Origin of the sequence: Agrilactobacillus fermenti, assembly GCF_021030645.1 — a bacterium.
Lineage (GTDB): Bacteria > Bacillota > Bacilli > Lactobacillales > Lactobacillaceae > Agrilactobacillus > Agrilactobacillus fermenti.
The window spans coordinates 13,188-32,620 of sequence record NZ_JACGCJ010000018.1 but is presented as its reverse complement, the minus strand read 5'-3'; the positions used below and the strand labels follow the sequence as shown (position 1 = coordinate 32,620).

Sequence of the window (19,433 nt, the reverse complement as noted above, 5' to 3'; positions counted from 1 at the left end):
AATCTAGTTGTTCTAAGGTACTTAGATTAATGATAATGATCATCAAGATACAGTGAACCGCCTAGAATCCCTTTAAGTTTAGGCTGTAAGCAATCAAATAAAGGAGCCAGATATGAGCCGGGTAAAAGATGTAAAAGAAGTATTTACTGCTGTGGCCTTTTTGCCCATTGTAAAACCAAATTGGAATGGCAGCAAAGACCAGCATCCAATTATAATTGCTAGTCAATAGGTTGGTGAAATTGAAGTCGGTACTTAAGAAAGCAATGAGGGCTAGGCTGGCGATTTGGAAATTGCGATGGTTTCTAAAAAGGTAGAGCATCACTGCTAATATGACATAGAGTATGCCGCCTTCCGTGATAAAGATATTTGGGATAACCATGGTCGTGATGGCCGAGAAGAGTTGGATGGATTCAGAGCCGATCGTCATGAGTATCAAAACAGCGCTACTGACAAGAATCTCAGCAAGTAGGATGCTAATACCACGCCATAGTTGTCGCGAATCTTTGCGTTGATACCCTTGGCTGATGTGTTCGATGGCGTACATCGAAACAACTCCTAGCAAGAGTGTGGCGAAGATATTATTGACAAGTGCGAAACGACCGCCATCTACGGGAAAACTTTTTTGAATGATAAAGCTGCCAAAACTCATGATCCAAAAGCCAATGAGTAAGCGCTGCATGTATTTGAATTTATTATGCGTATGCGTGAAGCCTTCAACGCTGAGAAAAATAAATATCGGCGCAACGACGCGGCCAAGCATATCAAACCAGGTGGGAATACCTAAGGGACCTAGTTCTTCATGGATATGGTCTACAAGCATTAAAACAATACCAATTATTTTTAGGTCGAAATTAGTGAGTCCTTTTTTTATTCTTGCCATGATTGCTCCTTATGTACGTGTGTACGTGCGTTTATAAGTTATGGTAATCTTTTGCTTGTCACACCGCAATCAATCTAACAAAAGTGTTCGTTACTGTTATTTTTGTGTAAGTTAAAAATATAGGTTGTCTACCAACATAATATTTAAAAAACATTTAATGAAAAACTAGACGAAATTTTAAGGTTATAACTGATACAATATACTTGGTGTAATTTCACCATTAAGATCTAGGAGGGAAAATCATGAAAAACACTGCAAAAGTGAAATATTTAGGCGTTGCTGCAGCTGCTTTATTAGCTGTCGCACCAGTTGCCGCGCCAGCAGTATCTTCCGTAGCATTGCCAGGGCAAACAAGCGTTGCTAAAGCGGCTGTTACAGTTAGAGGAACTTATGCTGTTGATCAAAAGGCAACTATTGCTGCGAATGAATTTGTCTTTGGTAAGAATAGTAAAAATCCTTATACGGATGCTACGGGTACAACTAGAGATACAAACACAACTATCAACTCAGGAAGCCAACAAACGCCGTTAAACGTTTATTTTGACAATGGGCAGGTTAAACGGATTCAAATTAGCCTAGGTTGGGTAGATACAGACGATTTTAGTGATACGGTTAAAACAATCTATTTAACTGATACAGCTTTCAATGTTAAAACTAATAAACAAGTTACGGTTGCATTCAATGGTGGTACTAAAAACTTTGCTAGTGGCACTAACCTTTCTGTAAAAGGTTTTGAAGTTGACACAAAGGGTAATGTTAAGAATTATGTTGTATCTTACAACGGTGATACTGGTAAAGTTGACCCAGCTGTTGTAGATTATGACGCTGATTCAGCTGATTTAACAATTGACAACTCTGTACCATCTGATGCTGCCGTTGTCACAGCTAAAACTGATGATGGTGCTACAATCTATTCTAATAAAGGTACAAGTATTCCAACGAATACTAAACTTGCTAAAGGCGAATCAAAGAATGTTAATGCCTTAGTTAAAGATAAAGATGGCAAAGTTGTTGCTTATCAAATTGATGATAATCAATTTGTAAAGGCTGGCGATGTTAATACTGGTGCCCAAGATGTAACGGTTAATATCTTGCCAGGGACTATTGTTTATTCTGATTATAAGTCTTTGCCTGTATATACTGATGCTAAAGCAACAAAACTTTCTGGTTCATACCTAAGTACAAAATATAATGCTTGGAAAGCTTTAGCCGTTTCTGTTAATGCTAAAGGCGATTCTATCGCTTATAAATTAGGTGAGAATCAATGGGTTAAGGCTTCAGATCTTTCTGATACAGAAAACACTACAAGTGATTTGAAGATCTCCGCATTACCAGCTAATACAGTTATGAATTCAAACTATAAAGCTGCGACTGTTTATAGTGATGCCACAACTAAGAAAGATTCTGGTAGTAAATTAAGCACAGACTTTAACCAATGGGCTGCTTTCCGTGTTGCTAAAGATAAAGACGGCAATGCTGTGGCTTATGACTTAGGTGACAACCAATGGGTTAAAGCCTCTGACTTAGATACTTCTTCAGATAATTCATCAGCTACGACTTCTACTTTACCAGCTGGTACAGCCGTATTCTCTAATTACAAGGCTGCTAAAGTTTATAGCGAACCAGAAGGCAAGAATGCAACTGGTAAATTAGCAACTTCTGTTAATGAATGGGCTGCTTTCCGTGTTGCTAAAGATGACAACGGTAATGTTATTGCCTATGATTTAGGCAGCAATCAATGGGTTAAAGCTGCTGATTTGGATACCGTTGAAGCTAAGAATGGTACATTCTATGCTAATGCTGGCACACCTTTATATGACCGTAATGGTGGTCAAGCAGGTTCTATCTCCGCAACTGGCGCTTATAAAGTATTTGCCTTGACTTACATCAACGGAAAACAAGCATTGAAGTTAGGCTCTGATTCTCAATGGATCATGGCTGCTGCCGGTGCTTATTACCCAGCTTAAGTTTTTTCGAAACTTAAATAAATCCTTGCGATATTGATATGCGTTTATAAATAAATGGGATAGTCGATACAATAATAATTTTGTATTGACTATCCTTTTTTATGTTTCACTAATCATTCCCATCAAAATGTGGTACATTGCAAGTATAGACAACTTTTGATTTGGAGGCTTCATTTGTGACAAAAGCAAAAATTAAATTTGATCCCAAAACAAAGGTATTTTATTTAGCTAATGATTCGATTTCTTATATCTTTAGTGTTGAAGAGGGCAATTTATTATGTCATTTGTATTTTGGCGATAAGATTCGTGATTATCATAATGAATTGCGCTATCCACGCTTAGATCGAGCCTTTTCGCCTAATCTGCCAGGGGAGCCGCACAAGACACATCGTGATTTTTCTAAAGATGTTTTACCTCAAGAATATAGTGGCAATCAAACGGGTGATTTTCGGACCCCAGCAATCGTGATCGAAGCACCTAATGGGGCTTTAGCAACAGACTTTCGTTACGTGACTTATCGTATTATTGATGGCAAGCCGGATCTAGAGCACCTGCCACATAGTTATGTCAAAAAATCTGATGAAGCCAAAACATTGATCGTAACGCTATCTGACGAGGTTTTACACGCAGATTTGGAGCTAACTTATACAATTTATGCAGATCGACCAGTGATCACGCGCAATGTGAAAATCATCAACCACGGAAATGATACGTTAAGTATTAAAAAAATTGCCTCCATGCAGATGGATATACCATTAGAAAATATCCAAGCTATTTCTTTGCCTGGGGCACATATGCGTGAACGGCAGATTCAGCGACAAACCTTGCCTCAAGGTGTGACCGAGTTTAACGGTCGTCGGGGGACGAGTTCACATCATATGAATCCCTTCATTGCATTGGTTCGACCTGAAACAACTGAAAATACAGGAGCGGCTGTCGGCTTCCAGCTTGTCTATTCAGGAAACCACCAATTTACGTTAGATAAGGATTTTGTAGGGCAAACTCGAATTTTAGCTGGTATCAATGAAAATAACTTTGAATGGCAATTAAAGCCAAATCGTAGTTTTCAAACACCTGAAGTGATCATGGTTTACTCAAGTCATGGCTTAAATGGGATGTCACAAGCCTATCATAGTTTGTTACGCGAGCGCGTTGCACGGGGGAAATTTCAGTATGCCCCAAGACCTATTGTATTGAACAATTGGGAGGCTACTTATTTTAATTTTGATGCCCATAAAATCCAGCAGATTTTGGATGCAGCACAACCGTTGGGTATTGAGATGTTTGTGTTGGATGATGGTTGGTTTGGCAAACGTGATAGTGACGATCGCTCTTTAGGAGATTGGCATGAATATGACCAAAAGTTTAAAGATAGTCATGGTTTGAAAGGTCTAGCGGAACAAGTTCATCAAATGGGGTTGAAGTTTGGTTTATGGTTTGAACCGGAAATGATTTCCACCGATTCTGATCTTTATCGCCAGCACCCTGAGTATGTACTGCACATTCCTGGACGGCAAATGTCTCCTTCGCGTGATCAATATGTTTTGGATTTTTCGTGCCCTGAAGTTGTGGATAATATTTTCACACAGATGTGTGCGGTGTTGGATCAAGTTCCTATTGACTATATTAAATGGGATATGAATCGAAATTTGACGGAAGTCTATTCAACGGTTCTGGGACCAAAACAGCAGGGTGAAGTCGGACATCGTTATGTTCTCGGTGTTTATGATTTAGCTGATCGTTTGACGAAACGCTATCCTAACATTCTGTTTGAGGGCTGCTCCGGTGGTGGTGGCCGTTTTGATGCTGGTATTTTGTACTACTTCCCACAATCCTGGACTTCTGATAATACAGACCCTGTAGAACGCATTGGTATTCAGTATGGAACAACATTAGCCTATCCACCTTCGAGTATTACGGCTCATGTATCTGCTTCACCAAATCATCAGAATCATCGTTTGACGAGTTTGCAAATGCGCGGTGCTGTTGCCATGTCTGGGGTTTTGGGCTATGAATTGAATGTGAATGATTTATCGCCAAAAGAAAAAGCAATTATTAAGCAGCAAATTCAATTTTATAAAGCTCATCGACAGTTGCTGCAGTATGGGACTTTTTATCGTTTGGCTAGTCCGTTTAAACACAATGAGTCGGCCTGGGAATTTGTTAGTCCTGATAAGTCTGAATTTATCTTGTTTGTTTTTAGAATTCTAGCTTCAGCACAACCAATGATCAGTATTACCAAAGCAGCCGGCTTACAAGCAGATGCCAACTACCAAGAAGCTGACACCGGCCAAATCTTTGGCGGCGATGAATTAATGCATGTTGGTTTGTATAATTTACCGGATCAATTAGGTGATTTTAGAGCACATGTAAAATACTTTAAACGTGTATAATTCAAAAAAACATCCCATACCTTTCAAAGCTATAAGGTGTGAGATGTTTTGTTTTGATTTATTTTTATACCACACTGCGAGAGACAGACCAATTAAGATCGGTACGGTAACGACCAGGTTTAATTGTGGCATCTTCGGGGATGTGTAGATGGATCATATCAGGTGTCCAGGCAATATCAGCACTACCAAAGCCTGAAGATTCAGCGATGGTAGTCGCAACCTGACCATTTAATTTTAATTTGATAGGGTACGCGGCAGCTTTTGAATTGGCTGGAGTTACCCCTTGTTTAAACTCAAGACTAGCGCCAGTAATGACAGTGTTAGGATCATTAGGCAAATATAAATCGTTGGTAGAAATGACATCCACACGCCAAGCACCTAGGGTATCATCAAGGGTATCAGTGGCGTTGGCGTCTAATTGGCTGGGATCTGTGGTCTTAGTATCCATGATCTGTAAGTGATTTTCATTACGGCTTGCAAAATCAGACCGTTTATCAGCCACACGGTAATTTCCAAATTCAATATCACTCATCTGGACACTGAGTCCAGCACTGGTTTTGCGATAAATAAAGGCAATGGCTTGTTGCCGTATGGCTTCTTGATAGGTGTAGGTTCCAGAAAATACGCTGCTAGTTGGATCAGCGGGATTGTAAGGCACCCAAATACTTTTTGCATCACCACCCGGATAGACATAGTAGCCTAAGTACTGATAACCGGGGATTTTTGGAGCAGGGGCATTTTTATCGCTTGGCTGATCACCAATTGTGGGGGTACCTGCTGGTAAATGCTCTTGGATATGTGCTCCCAAGAGACCACTAGTATAACCCGTTGAATTCAGTTTAAATAAGTCACTGGTCGGATTGTTGCTATCTGCTTTGCTGGGGTCAACAGAAAGATCACTGTCGATGTCCCAGTAGTGGAACCAAGCTCGGGCGGGAATGCCCTTTTGAAGGGTCACCTTAATTTTATTGGAACTATTGTCAAAGGTGTTTTTAGCGTAAATCACTAATTGGTGGTCAGTATCTGTTGTAAGGTTTGCTAAAGTTGCTTGCCAGGTGATTGGTTGATTGATGGTGGCATTATCAATCCGATTACTATTAGTTCCATTGAGATTTAGCGGCTTTTCAGCACCACCATCCACAGTATAGAAGAACTGTAGTGCTGCACTGCCAGCATCGGACACAGTACCATTAATAGACAGGGCTTCCCCTGTATTGAGAAGTGTGGTCTCTGGAATTGTAACTTTAGGGGCTGGCACAAGAAAAAGTGCATTTACGGGATTTGAAGTTCTAGGCTGGTCCGTAGTCGTGCCATTTAGTGAAGTAGTGATTGCAGCATAGGCTGTATTTGGTAGAGATAACATTTCGTTGCTATCTAATAAAGGATACCAGCTTGCTTTTTGGGCTTTGTCAAGTTGTGCATTGATCGTGAAAGTGTAGTTCTGATTATAGAAGGACCGGTCATTGACAGCCTTATCAGTTGCTGCAATCGTTAATTTATGATTACTATCTACCGACACATTGAACCAATTCTTTTTATTCTCGTTCTGATCATTAGTGATCAGAATGTCATCTTTTGTAAAATTCAAATAAGGTGACACTGTATCACTCAATTGATAAGTCTTAATAAATCCCCTAGCAGCATAAGGGATTATTTGTCTGATGGTATAAAAGGGCTGCTTTTGATAAATATCAGTAATTGGTGCCGGCATGTTTAAGGGCGTGGTCAGCTGATCAATGGTCGCTTGGACGCTTGAAACAGGCTTATTATAATTTGTTAGCGCCGTTAGTCCTGTTTCTTGGCGCGCCGTACTTAAAGCAGAAAATTTTTGTGGCGCCGGAACTACAATACTCACTAAAGACCCAGTATTAAAGCCAACACCCACATTACCCCAGGTGAGCGCTTTGAAAGAATAGTGGATCGTAGATTTGTCAGTAAAGGCCCCTGTCATCTGAGAAGTCACATCATCCGTGGCAGTCGTTTTACCAGACATTTTCATGGTTGAGCCAGAGCCCTGGTATTGAATGCCACTATTGCGATCAACATAGACTTTGTCAAAGAAAGACAAGTCGAAATTAATTTCTTTAACACTATTCACATCCGCAAAGGTTAAATGGCCGCTCATGTTTACTGGCGTATTGGTGCCATGCTTGACAAAGGTAATGTCTGCGGCACCAGTCGGCCGGCCTTTGTAAGAGTCTTTGTTGGTCGCTTGAATGAAAGCAATCGGCTTTATTTGCACTTGAGCATTGGTTTTAGTGGTATCGATATGTACCTTAGCGTCAATGGCTTCATTATTGCCGTCAAACCCGATATTTGTATATAAAACATCGGCTGAGACGGTGCCATCGCCAGTTGGTTTTAGGGTTACGATTTTTTGGTCATCGATTGAATCTAAAGTGGCGCCGATAATATTACTAACAGTCACTTGCGTTTCTGTTGTCAGTGTGGGCGCAAAAGCATATTTTTCATGTATTGGCGTATTGGTGTCTGAAGATGCATTTGGATATTTAAGAATAGACTGATAAACTGCCGCTTTAGTGTGGCGAATACGAATGTTAAAACAACTCACTAGAATCAATCCTAAAAGTAGGATTGAGTATATTGGATACTTGTTCATTTTAATGCTGAACACGGCAATGCTCACCTCTACGATTCGAGTTTAAAAGTATGAATTGACATTAAAGAAAGCATACCATTTAAAGGCCGTTTTGTGAGCTGATTTGCGAATATTTATTTATTTATATCTATTAATAATTCGTGTTTTAATGAATTAAAAAAATCATAAATAATGAAAATGAAAATATGAAACAGGTGACTAGTGAAGTACAGTTTTTGCATAAAATTACCAGTATTCTGGGATTGAATTGATACTTTATTGGTAATGTTTCCAAAGCCGCTGATACTCTATTTTAGTAATTGGTATGACGGTTCCATGTCTCGCGCCTATTGGTAAATGATAGGATTTTGAATGAATTGGTGTGAATTGGCCGCTATTTAAATTCGAGGTACTGAATGCTTGATAGCCTTTTTGATCATAGTGATCTAGCAGCAGCAGCCATTTGTGCTGGTGATAGAGTTTGTAGACAGTTGGGCCCTCAACATTTTTTTCTTGAACTAAGCGATGGCTTGGGATTGCTTGTCTTTTTTTATTGATTAATTGGGTTAAACGTGTTTCGAAAACTTGTTTAGTCGTTTCATTTTTAGTGAATTGATAGTAATTAGTGCCACTTGAAAAAATAGTCATGTCGATCTGACTCTGATTTTTTTGGTTGAGATAAACGCGTGGTTTGGTGAAATGTTTAAAATCTTTTGTTTGTGCGGCATAAATCGCAAATTTGGACTGGGGTAGTTTCGCATTTATGGGCTGTGACCAGTAGACTAGGTATTTATGGTGCTGACGGTCATAAATGGCTTCCGGTGCCCAAACAAATTTTGTTTGCTGATCGGCTATGGGGACCAATGATTCGTGCCAATCTGTAAGGTTTTGACTGTGCCAGACATGAATATTGGGATTTGGTTGGGCAATGGTGGTTGGGTCGCCTGATTCTTGCTGCCAGCCGCCAGCAGTCGCCAAAATATAGAACCCTTTGTGATTTTGGGCGCGCATGATAAAAGGGTCGCGTACGGCTGGATAACCTTTTTTAGCGAAGAAGACTGGTTGATTGTGATGGAGGGGGTTAAAATGGTAGCCATCTGTACTGACAGCAAAATGAATCTGTTCATTATTTGGATACTTCGGCATTGTAAAGTAAACGAACAAATAATGGTCGCGCGGTTTAGAAATACGCTGTTGGTGATGCGGGTTGAAAGCATAGATACTTAAACCGATCAGGATGACTAAAAGACCGGCTAGCATTAAATAGAGACGATAGGGTTGGTGTTTGTTTTTCATAATGACTCCCTGTTAAAAGTTGCTCTAATTGTAACATAGCCCGCTTGTTTTCAGAGACGTGGTATGATGATATTGATGTGAATGACAATGAGGGTATAACTATGAAATTAACCGCGACATGGTCAAAAAAGCAAATTTGTATTGTGTTTTATTCAATTTTATTTAGCTTACTGCTCACTTTTTTGATGATCAGTGGCTTCTTTCAGACTAAGGTAGATCTACAATGGACGAATTTTCAATGGGTTCATCGGGTGGGGACCAACTTATGGGGGATGTACGCGCCTCATTTTCATGTGGGCAAGCGGATCGATTACCCGCCACTTTATCCTATCCTTTTGAGTACGCTCCAAGGATGGCTGCGACCAGGGCTGGTTTGGTATACCAGTTCTAACGCTTGGTTTGTCTTCTTAGCATATGTATCGATTCGATTCTGGCCGATTGTTTTTCAGATTGCCAATGGCTGGCTGATTTTTAGGTTTTGTGGTCAGAATTTACGTGCAGCGGCATTAGGACTAGCATTGGTATTATTACCAGCATTAACGTTTAATACGATTATTTGGGGGCAAATTGACTCGGCTCTGATCTTTTTTACCTTGGCGGCTGCGTTACTGTTAAAGCATGATAAAGTACGTTTTAGTGCAATTCTACTGGGGATTGGCTGTTTGATGAAGTTTCAGATGCTGTATTTTGTGCCTTTATTTATAGCTGAAACCTGGCTTAAGCGTGGTTGGCGCCGCACCTTAGATGGCGTTTTCTATGGCTTTTTAACGATCTATGTGGGTTGGTTCCCTTTTAGCCTGTATAACTTTGACTTTCTATTACCATTTACCATGACGTTCAAAGCATTTGGCGAATATAGTCACTTATTGATGGGCGGGTTTAATGTTTGGGGCGCAAGTTTCTACGGGCGGCAGCCAAATATTCAAATGAACCAAACATTTTTTGGTACTTTTACATATAACCAAGCCAATCTTTTGCTAATTGCGCTGATTCTTTTCTTCCTAGGGGTCGCTTATTGGCTGCGCCAACAGAAGCTGATGACATTTGATATGTGGTCGGCAGGGCTGATCTATACGCTAGCAATTTTTATGCTGACTGGTGCGCAGCATGAGCGTTATCAGCTGATTATGATACCTTTCTTATTTTTATTGTTATTAACAAAGTCAATAACACATTGGGTAGGAGATTGGGTGCGTTGGCAGTGCTTTAGTCTGCTGATTTTATTTAACGAATTTACCGTCTGGATCCAGCTGGAATATCATGTTTTTGGCAGTGCTAAGCAAGCGGCTCAGTTTTACCAATGGGGTTCGCTAATAAATGTGAGCTTAAGTTTAATACTGCTATTGTGGTTCTTATGGGCACACTATCGGCAGCATTTATCTATCACAAACAGTGACTTAATGGCTGGACAGCTGAGACAGATGGTGACACGGGTAAAAACGTGGTGGGTACGAAAAATCAAAGGTTGAGCCACACAGTAAAAATGAGTTGTGAGTATTAATCTATATCAAAAAAATCGGAGCCGGGACAAAACTAATGTTTTGTCTACGGCTCCGATTATTTCGCGAACGATTGTATCTTAAACGTGTTCCAAAAGGTAATGCCCTCACTCAACGACGAATGACTCAAATAGAAAGTCCACCATTTTTCGTAGTTCTTGTTGGTGCTCAGGCGCTGGGCGCCTTTGCTCTCACTCTCGGCTTTATTTGATTGATGAACGTTTTTATTTCAAACGCGTTCTAAAATTACTCTCACGCTATTTTTTCTCTTTGACGATGTAACGCGGACGATTCTTGACTTCAAGATAAATATTGCCGATATACTTACCCACAATGCCTAAGCAAAGGAGTTGGAGGCCGCCGATCATTAAGAAGATTGAAACCATTGACGGCCAACCTGGCGTTGGGTCGCCATGAACGGCCGCACGAATTACAATAAAAGCAAGGAAAATAAACGAAATGACAAAGGAAATAAAGCCAATCCAAGAGGCGATGGAGAGTGGAAATTCTGAAAAACTAACAATACCATCTAAGGAATAACGGAATAATTTCCAAAAGGACCAGCTTGTTTCACCAGCCACACGTTCCACGTTTTTATATTCTAAGTATTTGGTTTTATAACCGACCCAACCAAAAATACCCTTGGAAAAGCGATTATATTCGCGCATGGATAAGATGGAGTCCACAACCGGACGCGTCATAAGCCGGAAGTCACGGGCACCATCTACAATTGGCGTTTCCGAGATTTTATTAATTAGCCGGTAAAACATGCGGGCAAAAAACGAACGAATGGGTGGTTCACCATCGCGAGAAACACGGCGGGCAGCCACGCAGTCATAATCTTCTTTTTGGATGCCTGCAAGCATGTCAATTAACAATTCTGGTGGATCTTGTAGATCTACGTCCATGACGGCGACTAGCTCACCTTTTGCAGCATCGAGACCTGCTAATAATGCAGATTCTTTACCAAAATTACGCGAGAAAGATAAGTAGTGCACCCGTTTTGGATTTTTTGCTTGCAGTTGGCGCATTTCTTTTAAGGTGTTGTCTTTGGAACCATCATCGACAAAGTAGTAGTCGATTTCATAATCAGGAATTTGGGCGTTGATACCTTCCATGGTTTTATAAAAAATCGGGATGGTTTCCTGCTCGTTATAACAAGGGATGACAACAGATAAATTTTTCTCAGCGGACATCTTTACTTTGAGCCACTTCCTCTTTTTTAGACTTCATTGGATCAGACTTGAAGATAATTTTACTCAAGACGTAATTAATGATAATAACAATGATATTATCTACGATTTTTGTGAGTAAACTATTCATACCTAGTAACGAAACCCCAACATACATAATGGCGTCATCTACGAGTAGGGATGCTAAGCGCGCCGCAAAAAAGGCTAGGAGTTCTCGCGTAAAAGCACCTTTGGTCGTGTATTTAGAACCAAACACAAGCGTCTTATTGGTGAAAAAGGCAAATAAGACGGAAATAAACCAGGCCATATTGTTAGCCCACATATAGTTCCAATTTAGATTATGATCCAATAACTGAAAGGCGCCAATATTGATCACAGTCGTCAATACACCAAAAATTGCGTAGTTGATCAGTTGCTTATATTTTTTTATTAACTCTATCATAATGGGGAAAACTCCTTTACACAAACCTAAATTATAAGCTAAAACGTAAAAGCACTCAATACAACTTCAACGATGGGTTTAGCTTAAATCGGAGTTGTGTAAAACTTGTGGCGAATTTCTGAAAATTATTACCGTGGTCGAACAATGCTCTTTAAGCCTTTGAAGTAGACGGGATAGCCATCGTTGGGGAATACTTTAGGGTCTTTGCCCAGATCTTGAGAATTATAGTTGATGGCATATTTAGTTGTTGGATAATACCACATTGGGGGTACCTTCAAATGGGTGTGACCTTTGGCTACTTGCTGTTCAATATAGCTGTAACGCGTTTTGATTGCTGCATTTGAACGGTAAAGATCCATAAAGCCAGGATAAAAATTAAATAAGGCACTAATAATAATCGCTAAGTTAGCAAGTAGGATCAAACCGCGTTTCCACTTGATCGTTTGGAACTCAAAACTATCCGGGATGGCACTAAATAAAGCAATCAGGCCAAATACCATGCCACCAAAAAAGGCACGGCCGCCATCGATAGCGGTTGGTGCGGCACCTAAAGCGTAAAGCGTGGCGGCACCCACGGCTGTCCATAATAAGGTTTTGACAATACGTTCTAAGGACGGCCAAAAAATAAAGAGCACAATGATCGCAGCTAACAGTGTCCAAACGAAAGGCATATGTAATTTGTTCATGGAATCGCTGACATGCCAGATACCGGTAGAAAAGCGCTGCAAGAAGGGGATCTTTAGGTAAGCTTTACCTACTGTGGCGATAGTACGAACTTGGTTGCCTGGTGCGCGCAGCAACATGAGAAAGCCGAACACGGTGGCCGCAAAGCCGGTGTATTGCCATAAAGCTAACTTAGTTTTTTTCACAAATAGTTGATAGATCATCATCAAACCAATTGCCATAATCAGGCCGCCGGACGTATTCTCGTTGGACCAGCCTGCTAGAATGCCTAAAAAAATGATGAGTATCGCGCGGATAGCTGGCTTCAAGTGATGCTTAAAGGGGGTGCGTTGAATATGGAAGGCTTTGATAAAATAAGGTAGGGCGAGACAGAGAATCAAGAGGGTCGTCCAAAGATAGTTGCCAGAGCCTGCCGCCCAGAGCACACTTTGTCCAAAAGCGGGCAAAAAGAGCCAACTTGCGGCGAGAATTGCTAGATATTTGATGGGAGACAGTTTCTGCCAATTTTTGGAAGTATATAATAGGATCAAGAAAGTTAATGCACAAAAAGCTAAAGCATTAAGAATTTTGAAAGCCGGCCAGGGGATGTTTAATAGGGAACGAAAAATTGTTTGACCCACGGCGCGGCCATTCCAATTGTGATACTCATAATTGGCTACGTCTAAAATACTCCAGAAAGAATGGTAGCGGTGGTACATGTAAAGATCATCATCATATAATGGAGTTAAAAAGTTTAGAGCCCCCATTAAGCCAAAAGATAAAATAAAAATCAGGTAGATCCATTTTTGCTTGAAACGTTTTGCTGTCGTATTCATTTTCATTAAAACCCCAATACGTTAAAATAATGCTAACTGTTCGTAATTATAGCATATCAGCCTTGTTGGATTGGTAAACCTTTGGTAAAGTTTAGACCTCCGGCTGATGGCAAATCATTTTTTTCAGGTAAAATAAAAACAAACAGAGTGCGACAAGGGGGTAACTTTTTTGACAGATAAACCAATTTTAACGATTGGCACAACGACCCTTAGACTACAAACGGGTTTGGAATTAACGGACCAACAATGGATTCAGCAAGCTCATATTAAGGCTTTTTCAGCCAAAGGGGCGGATATCAGCGATCGGGTTCAAATCGACACATCGCAAGTGAATTTTCAGCAGTCTGGCAATTATCAGATTCAAGCTTTTGTAAGTGATCCTGAAACGGGAAAAATTACAGGGCAGATGTTTAATGTTCAATTAGTCGATTTGGATGGACGCATGGCCCAAACACAAGCGCCTGAAACACCTACTGCGAATGTACACCCGGCGGCATCAGCACAAGCAGCACCCAAAACTAATAGTACAACAAACCAAGCCCAGCCCAATAAAACCAAACCCAATAAACCAAAAAAGCGCAATCGCGGCAAACATTTGATGTGGACATTATTAGCTGTCATTTTAGTGATTATTGTCATTTTCTTACTGATCCATACGTTTAGTGGGAATAACAATGATCAAAGTGCTGATAGTCAACAGGAAAGTTCTCAAGTCACCAGTTCCAGCGCCAGTGAATCGAGCAGCTCATCCAGTCAAGCCACTACTTCTAGCCCCACTAGTTCTGAAATTTCGCAGTTGACGCAGACGGTTAAAGATTTGAAAAACGCCGTTGACGGTTATCAAGAATCCAACGATGCCGGGACTTATCAAGCTCAGATCCAAGATGTGAAAAGCCAACTATCTGACTTGGCGCAACAAGCCCAGGCTGATAATTCAAATCTTGCCAATGCCATTACTCAGTTGGAGCAGAAAGTTTCGCAAATGGGCAATGTTAGTAGTCCTCAAGAAGCTTCTAGTGCCTTAAGAAGCGCGGAATCTTCTGCGGCAGGCGGTGCTTTGAAGTCATTTTTAGGTGGTAATTAACATCAGAGTGAAACAAGGGGCTTTGCCTTTTGGAACACGTTTAAACCAAAATTATTCGTAATTAACAGGTGGTTGAAGACAAAGCATTAGTTTTGTCTTCAGCCACCTGTTTTTAGTTATAACTGATTCTGAATATAGAAATTAATGAGGCGCTAAAGATAGCTGCCAGTCAATAGTACCCACATAAGCCTTGCCATTACCTAAAATTTGTGTATGGTTATTGTCATTTACAAATTGCAGGGCAATGCCAGATGCTTGGTCGTTGGTAAGGACACTTTTATCATCAGCAGCTGCAATTGACCCAGTATTTTTTGATTTTAGCCAATTTTCTGAAATATTCTTAGTACCCGCATCTTGCATGATCAAGGCTGGCTGATTGGCAGTTAATTGGACGTCTGTATTTTCGTGCCAGTAGTGAATTGGCGATGCACCGATCGTTTTAGAGCTGCCCGTTTGGGTGAGCTGATCACTTGCTGTAGCGGTTAATTGCCAGGGCAGTTGATAGTTTAAAGCGCTAGATTCGGGCATTAATGTTTGTTGGTCGACTTCTAAATTTTGATCGATCGTTTGGGGCAAATACGTTAATAGGTCACTTGATACATTTGGCAGTGTCCGTTTCCCAAAGTCGATTTTTTTAGGGACTGTCAATTGCAAACTTTGCCTACTGTAGTAATAAACCTTAACTGTCTTAGTCTGACCGGTAAAGCTGATTATGACTTTGCTTTGATCAGGAGTATAGCCAGTGATTTCAGGACTATTGATCGTGACCGGGTCTGGCGTCACGTGACTTAACCCACTCACTAAGCGGTCATCTGCCGCTTTTTGTCCTTTCTTGGGACCATCACCATAGAGGTACTGAATCGTGATATGTGAGTCATTTTTTGTGAAAGGTATGGTTTTTGTGATGACTTGCCCGTAACTATTAAAGACAATTTTTTCTTTCTGAAGGTCTTCAAATTGCGGTGTATTTAAAGTGGCATCTTCAAATTTATCCAGTAAATTAGTGACCATTGGGATTTCTGCATCTGTCAAATTCAAAGCACTTTCTAATTCGGCTTTATCCCAGATACCATTAGTATATTTGCTGCCATCAACGACTAAATCCACAAGTGTCGGTGAATTTTCACCAGATATATATAATTTTGAAAACAACTCTTGATAAGTGTACTTATTAGAGAACATAAGACTGGAACTATCTCGATAAGCTAAAAATGAACTAGCTGCCGACACAAGTGGTCCAACCACACTACCATCGGTTAGGCCAATTTTTAAATCAACTTTGCCAACAAGGGGGGCATACTTAAAGATAACAGTTTGATCCTTATTGGTGATCGTACCTGAGTAATTAGTTTGGAAATTATTGGCCGTCAGCGCCGCATCTGTATCTATATCGCTAGCTTTTAAGATGGTGCCATCTGGATAGGTAACACTCAGCAGAGTATAACCTTCAGGTGCTTTCTTCAAACCGTAATCAATCTGCTGCTCTTTGGTAAAAGTATAGGCACTGCCAAGTGGGGGATCAGTGCTAGTCAAAGATTGATCTGATGCAATAGTCGTGCCATCATAGCTTTGATATTTGATTGCTACACGTTTGCCCGCTGGATGCTTGTTAAGCGTAATCGTATAGGTTGTGCCAGGGACGGCCGTGGCTGGAGAAGAGTCATTTGAAGGCACAGTAAAGTTGCTGGGTATTAACTTGACTTTTGTATCTGTGAGCTGTCCACTACTGATTTGGATATTGTTTGGATCGTAGGGACTTGTGTCTAGACCAGGGTCGTGTGCTTTGATATTTGCCAATGTATCTACGAGACCCACACGACTATAGGTCGTGCCATCTTTTCCTTCGGGGGAGTACAGATAGCCTATATTGTTTGGCTGATCTGGGTTGCTACCATCAACAATTTTGTATATGTCATAAACTAAAATATGGCTGTAGGTTGCGTACTGGGTAAATAAATGACTGGTTGCTGAAACTAGATATTGATCTGGTGCATTTTGCAAGCCGAGTTGTGAACTTAATACGGCAGCATAATTATAAGTTTGGTCATCATAAGCTGAATCATTGGTACCTCCGAAAAGCACACCGTATTTGTTTAAGTCAGCTGAAATATTAGCTGTTGATGTATCTTTCTTACTGTCATTTGGTGAGCCATTGATTTGAATTTTGGCTGGTGTTGTGGCAGCGTCACTGTCCGTTTTAATAGGAATAATGATGGGTAAGCGATCCCTGGGTTCTGTACTAATATCTGGGTCTGGTGGCGCTGTTGTATTCGTTGCGCCATCATTGGGTCTAAAATAAAAAACGTCACGATAATAATCGGTACCATCAATCGTCGATTTTAGTTTTGAAAGCTGATAGACTTTGATATTATCAATCGTAACCCCATCGGATTTTAACTGGGTAACATAGTCATCAGCAGCCTTCTGCATCGCGGTAAGTCCACCGTCAGCAGTAATAGAGGCTGGTAGAATAATATAAAAACCCCCAAGTTGAGATCTGAGCTCATTATATGGATAAACCCGCCAAGTGGAATGCATATTATAAAAAATTTTGAAGTGAGTACTACCGTAATCGGTATAGTTAACATTCAAGCTGGCAAAAAAATTGGCAAAACTTGGATAAGGTATGGGACCCACTACTGGGGGTGTAATCGTTTCTGAATCCAATAGCGTTGCTAACACAGATTGTTTTGGCAAGGTGTCAGTGTTAGCTTTTGACGTCGTTAAGCTGGCCAATGGATTATTTGGTAATGTTTGTGCTGCTTGTATCGGTGTATCGGTGAAAAATAATGAAAGCAGTAAAACAAATAAGCATGAAAGCATAAGCCCCATTTTTTTCATTAGTATGCTTCCTCCCCAAAATATGTGTTTACGAAGAACTTTAAGTCTAAACGTGTTCCAAAAGGCAACACCTTTTGTCTCACTCTCTATGATGCTAATAATTATACTGCAACAAATAATAATTCCTTAATATTTTTATTTAAATTAAACGTAATTCTTTTTGGTGATTTTTGCAATTTTGATATAAATTATATCTTTAATTGGCAGAATTAATTGGATCGGCAAGCGTATAATTGGTTTAGATGATTTTCAAGGAGGATTTATTGTGCGTTTTTTTTGGCGTTTGATGGGGATAATGATTGTCTGTTTGTTAGTGTTGACCGGTTGTAGTCATAATCAGTCTAATTCAAAGGCAAAGGACACAACCTTAAAAAAAATTACGACAGCGAAACCAATTTGGTATCTATACCGAGGAGAAGGCACACATAGCGTCATTTCTTTACAATTTCTGAGCAATAAAACGGTGACCGTCAAAGATATCGATGAGATCGGGGCCCCCGGTGGTGAGAATCGGGTAGATAAAAATTTTGCGAATCCCAAGTTTTCATTACATCAAACGGGCAAAGAAATTGTGATTCATACGAGTGATCGGGCAATGGTACTTAAAATCGGTAAAGCCATGTCTGAAACTTTAAACAAGAAAAAAATGAAAGGCTATCAAGTCAGTTTTGATGGTCAAAAAAACTGGCATTTAGCTCAGTTGAAGCAAGATGGTAGTGATAACGGCGGCACGTCAATCAGCAAAAAACAGCCGCAAAAGAAAGTTAAGCCACAGCCTAAGGATATTACGACGCGCTTAATGGATTTTGTAGCCGACCCTAAAAAGAATGCCAAGCCGATAACCAATCAAGCAGATGTGGGTAACTATGCTTACCGGTCTATGGTTGGACAAAGCCGTGCTTATGGGCAAATTACACTTAATGCAGATGGCACATATCAAAACTCGATTTCGGTGCATGCGGTGCAACAAAAAAATCAAACGGACGATAATCCTGATGTGGCCTATTATGAGGTATCTACCGGACAAATTGCCTACTTATATGGAAAGTATTATTTGGTACCTAAGAATCTCTTGCGAATTTCGTACTATGTCCATGGTCAAGATCCCGACAAGCCTTTACCACAAAAAATTGCTTTGTATACCGGTGACAATATCGGGTTAGCGCGTTCCAGAATTGAACATCAAGGTAACGAATATCATTTCTTCTCTAAGGACTATGAACCTTGGCCTAATGCAGACCAGCCACAGAATCAGCCTTACACCAGCCTTACAAAAACCGATAACACTCAAATTTCGTTGCCGGAGATCTATCAGGCGGCTGTGAAACAATATAATGATTGGAAGCAGACGCCAATCCAAAGCAATAAGGCCTTGATGCAGGTTGTGGCGGCCATGTCTGACAATAATCGCGATCGCGTTGGTGATATGGGTGTGAACTTTTCTGGCAGTTTTGGCGTCACACAACAGCCTAGCGATTATAAGGGTGTGGCCAAGGATGGTTCACAGCAGCCGCAGATGAACTATGTTTTTGCGGTGTCACCAGCTAGCAACCAGTCAGGCTCAGCTGTTATTTCGACTGAAAGTGGGGATTTATTAGTGTTCGGTTCCTTAGATAATCAGTTATACTTATTACATCAACCGGATTCAGATTCTGCCACGGTCACTTGGATGAAAATGGCTGATGTCACATTAGGTGTGCCACAGTTGCGTGTTCAGTTGAATCCTTAGTTGAAAAGCGG

12 protein-coding genes are annotated in these 19,433 nt (G+C 40.5%); 5 read left to right on the top strand and 7 right to left on the bottom strand.

Annotated features, from left to right (window positions below):
- Positions 1–61 precede the first annotated feature (61 nt).
- Positions 62–880 (bottom strand): TraX family protein, encoded by an 819-nt coding sequence (locus FHQ08_RS07805; RefSeq protein ID WP_230913843.1) that lies wholly within the window; start codon positions 878–880, stop codon positions 62–64.
- 242 nt (positions 881–1,122) lie between these two features.
- On the opposite strand from FHQ08_RS07805, the gene FHQ08_RS07800 reads away from it, so the two are divergent.
- Complete coding sequence (locus FHQ08_RS07800; protein ID WP_230913842.1) at positions 1,123–2,847, top strand: SLAP domain-containing protein; 1,725 nt, start codon at positions 1,123–1,125, stop codon at positions 2,845–2,847.
- A 176-nt stretch (positions 2,848–3,023) separates the two neighbouring features.
- Positions 3,024–5,240, top strand: a complete 2,217-nt coding sequence (locus FHQ08_RS07795) for an alpha-galactosidase (RefSeq protein ID WP_230913841.1) — start codon at positions 3,024–3,026, stop codon at positions 5,238–5,240.
- A gap of 64 nt (positions 5,241–5,304) precedes the next feature.
- Here FHQ08_RS07795 and FHQ08_RS13210 read toward each other — a convergent pair whose 3' ends face one another.
- Positions 5,305–7,812 carry an isopeptide-forming domain-containing fimbrial protein gene (locus FHQ08_RS13210; protein ID WP_230913840.1) on the bottom strand — a complete coding sequence of 836 codons (2,508 nt, stop codon included), beginning with the start codon at positions 7,810–7,812 and terminating at the stop codon, positions 5,305–5,307.
- Between the two features lie 303 nt (positions 7,813–8,115).
- Positions 8,116–9,135, bottom strand: coding sequence for a glycoside hydrolase family 43 protein (locus FHQ08_RS07785; protein ID WP_230913839.1), 1,020 nt, complete (start codon positions 9,133–9,135; stop codon positions 8,116–8,118).
- 101 nt (positions 9,136–9,236) lie between these two features.
- Here FHQ08_RS07785 and FHQ08_RS07780 point away from each other — a divergent pair, with 101 nt between their 5' ends.
- Positions 9,237–10,604, top strand: coding sequence for a glycosyltransferase 87 family protein (locus FHQ08_RS07780; protein WP_230913838.1), 1,368 nt, complete (start codon positions 9,237–9,239; stop codon positions 10,602–10,604).
- Positions 10,605–10,891: 287 nt separating this feature from the next.
- On the opposite strand, the gene FHQ08_RS07775 is transcribed toward FHQ08_RS07780, so the two are convergent.
- From FHQ08_RS07775 to FHQ08_RS07765, 3 genes are all read right to left on the bottom strand, one after another.
- Entirely contained in the window at positions 10,892–11,830 is a 939-nt protein-coding gene (locus tag FHQ08_RS07775) for a glycosyltransferase family 2 protein (protein WP_230913837.1), read from the bottom strand.
- Positions 11,820–12,269, bottom strand: coding sequence for a GtrA family protein (locus FHQ08_RS07770; RefSeq protein WP_269073905.1), 450 nt, complete (start codon positions 12,267–12,269; stop codon positions 11,820–11,822). Before FHQ08_RS07770 ends, FHQ08_RS07775 begins: the two co-directional genes overlap by 11 nt.
- Positions 12,270–12,397: 128 nt before the next feature.
- Positions 12,398–13,768: a DUF3329 domain-containing protein gene (locus FHQ08_RS07765; RefSeq protein WP_230913836.1), complete on the bottom strand. Its 1,371-nt coding sequence runs from the start codon at positions 13,766–13,768 to the stop codon at positions 12,398–12,400.
- Positions 13,769–13,937: 169 nt separating this feature from the next.
- On the opposite strand from FHQ08_RS07765, the gene FHQ08_RS07760 reads away from it, so the two are divergent.
- The gene (locus FHQ08_RS07760) at positions 13,938–14,852 is read left to right on the top strand and encodes a hypothetical protein (protein ID WP_230913835.1); all 915 of its coding nucleotides are present in this window, start codon (positions 13,938–13,940) and stop codon (positions 14,850–14,852) included.
- Between the two features lie 141 nt (positions 14,853–14,993).
- On the opposite strand, the gene FHQ08_RS07755 is transcribed toward FHQ08_RS07760, so the two are convergent.
- Positions 14,994–17,693, bottom strand: coding sequence for a MucBP domain-containing protein (locus FHQ08_RS07755; RefSeq protein WP_230913834.1), 2,700 nt, complete (start codon positions 17,691–17,693; stop codon positions 14,994–14,996).
- 265 nt (positions 17,694–17,958) lie between these two features.
- On the opposite strand from FHQ08_RS07755, the gene FHQ08_RS07750 reads away from it, so the two are divergent.
- Positions 17,959–19,422 carry a hypothetical protein gene (locus tag FHQ08_RS07750; protein WP_230913833.1) on the top strand — a complete coding sequence of 488 codons (1,464 nt, stop codon included), beginning with the start codon at positions 17,959–17,961 and terminating at the stop codon, positions 19,420–19,422.
- Positions 19,423–19,433: the final 11 nt, after the last annotated feature.

Coding starts and splice junctions, on each gene's coding strand:
- FHQ08_RS07775 (WP_230913837.1), bottom strand. CDS start 11,830: ATGTCCGCTGAGAAAAATTTATCTGTTGTCATCCCTTGTTATAACGAG.
- FHQ08_RS07800 (WP_230913842.1), top strand. CDS start 1,123: ATGAAAAACACTGCAAAAGTGAAATATTTAGGCGTTGCTGCAGCTGCT.
- FHQ08_RS07780 (WP_230913838.1), top strand. CDS start 9,237: ATGAAATTAACCGCGACATGGTCAAAAAAGCAAATTTGTATTGTGTTT.
- FHQ08_RS07785 (WP_230913839.1), bottom strand. CDS start 9,135: ATGAAAAACAAACACCAACCCTATCGTCTCTATTTAATGCTAGCCGGT.
- FHQ08_RS07805 (WP_230913843.1), bottom strand. CDS start 880: ATGGCAAGAATAAAAAAAGGACTCACTAATTTCGACCTAAAAATAATT.
- FHQ08_RS07755 (WP_230913834.1), bottom strand. CDS start 17,693: ATGAAAAAAATGGGGCTTATGCTTTCATGCTTATTTGTTTTACTGCTT.
- FHQ08_RS07765 (WP_230913836.1), bottom strand. CDS start 13,768: ATGAATACGACAGCAAAACGTTTCAAGCAAAAATGGATCTACCTGATT.
- FHQ08_RS07770 (WP_269073905.1), bottom strand. CDS start 12,269: ATGATAGAGTTAATAAAAAAATATAAGCAACTGATCAACTACGCAATT.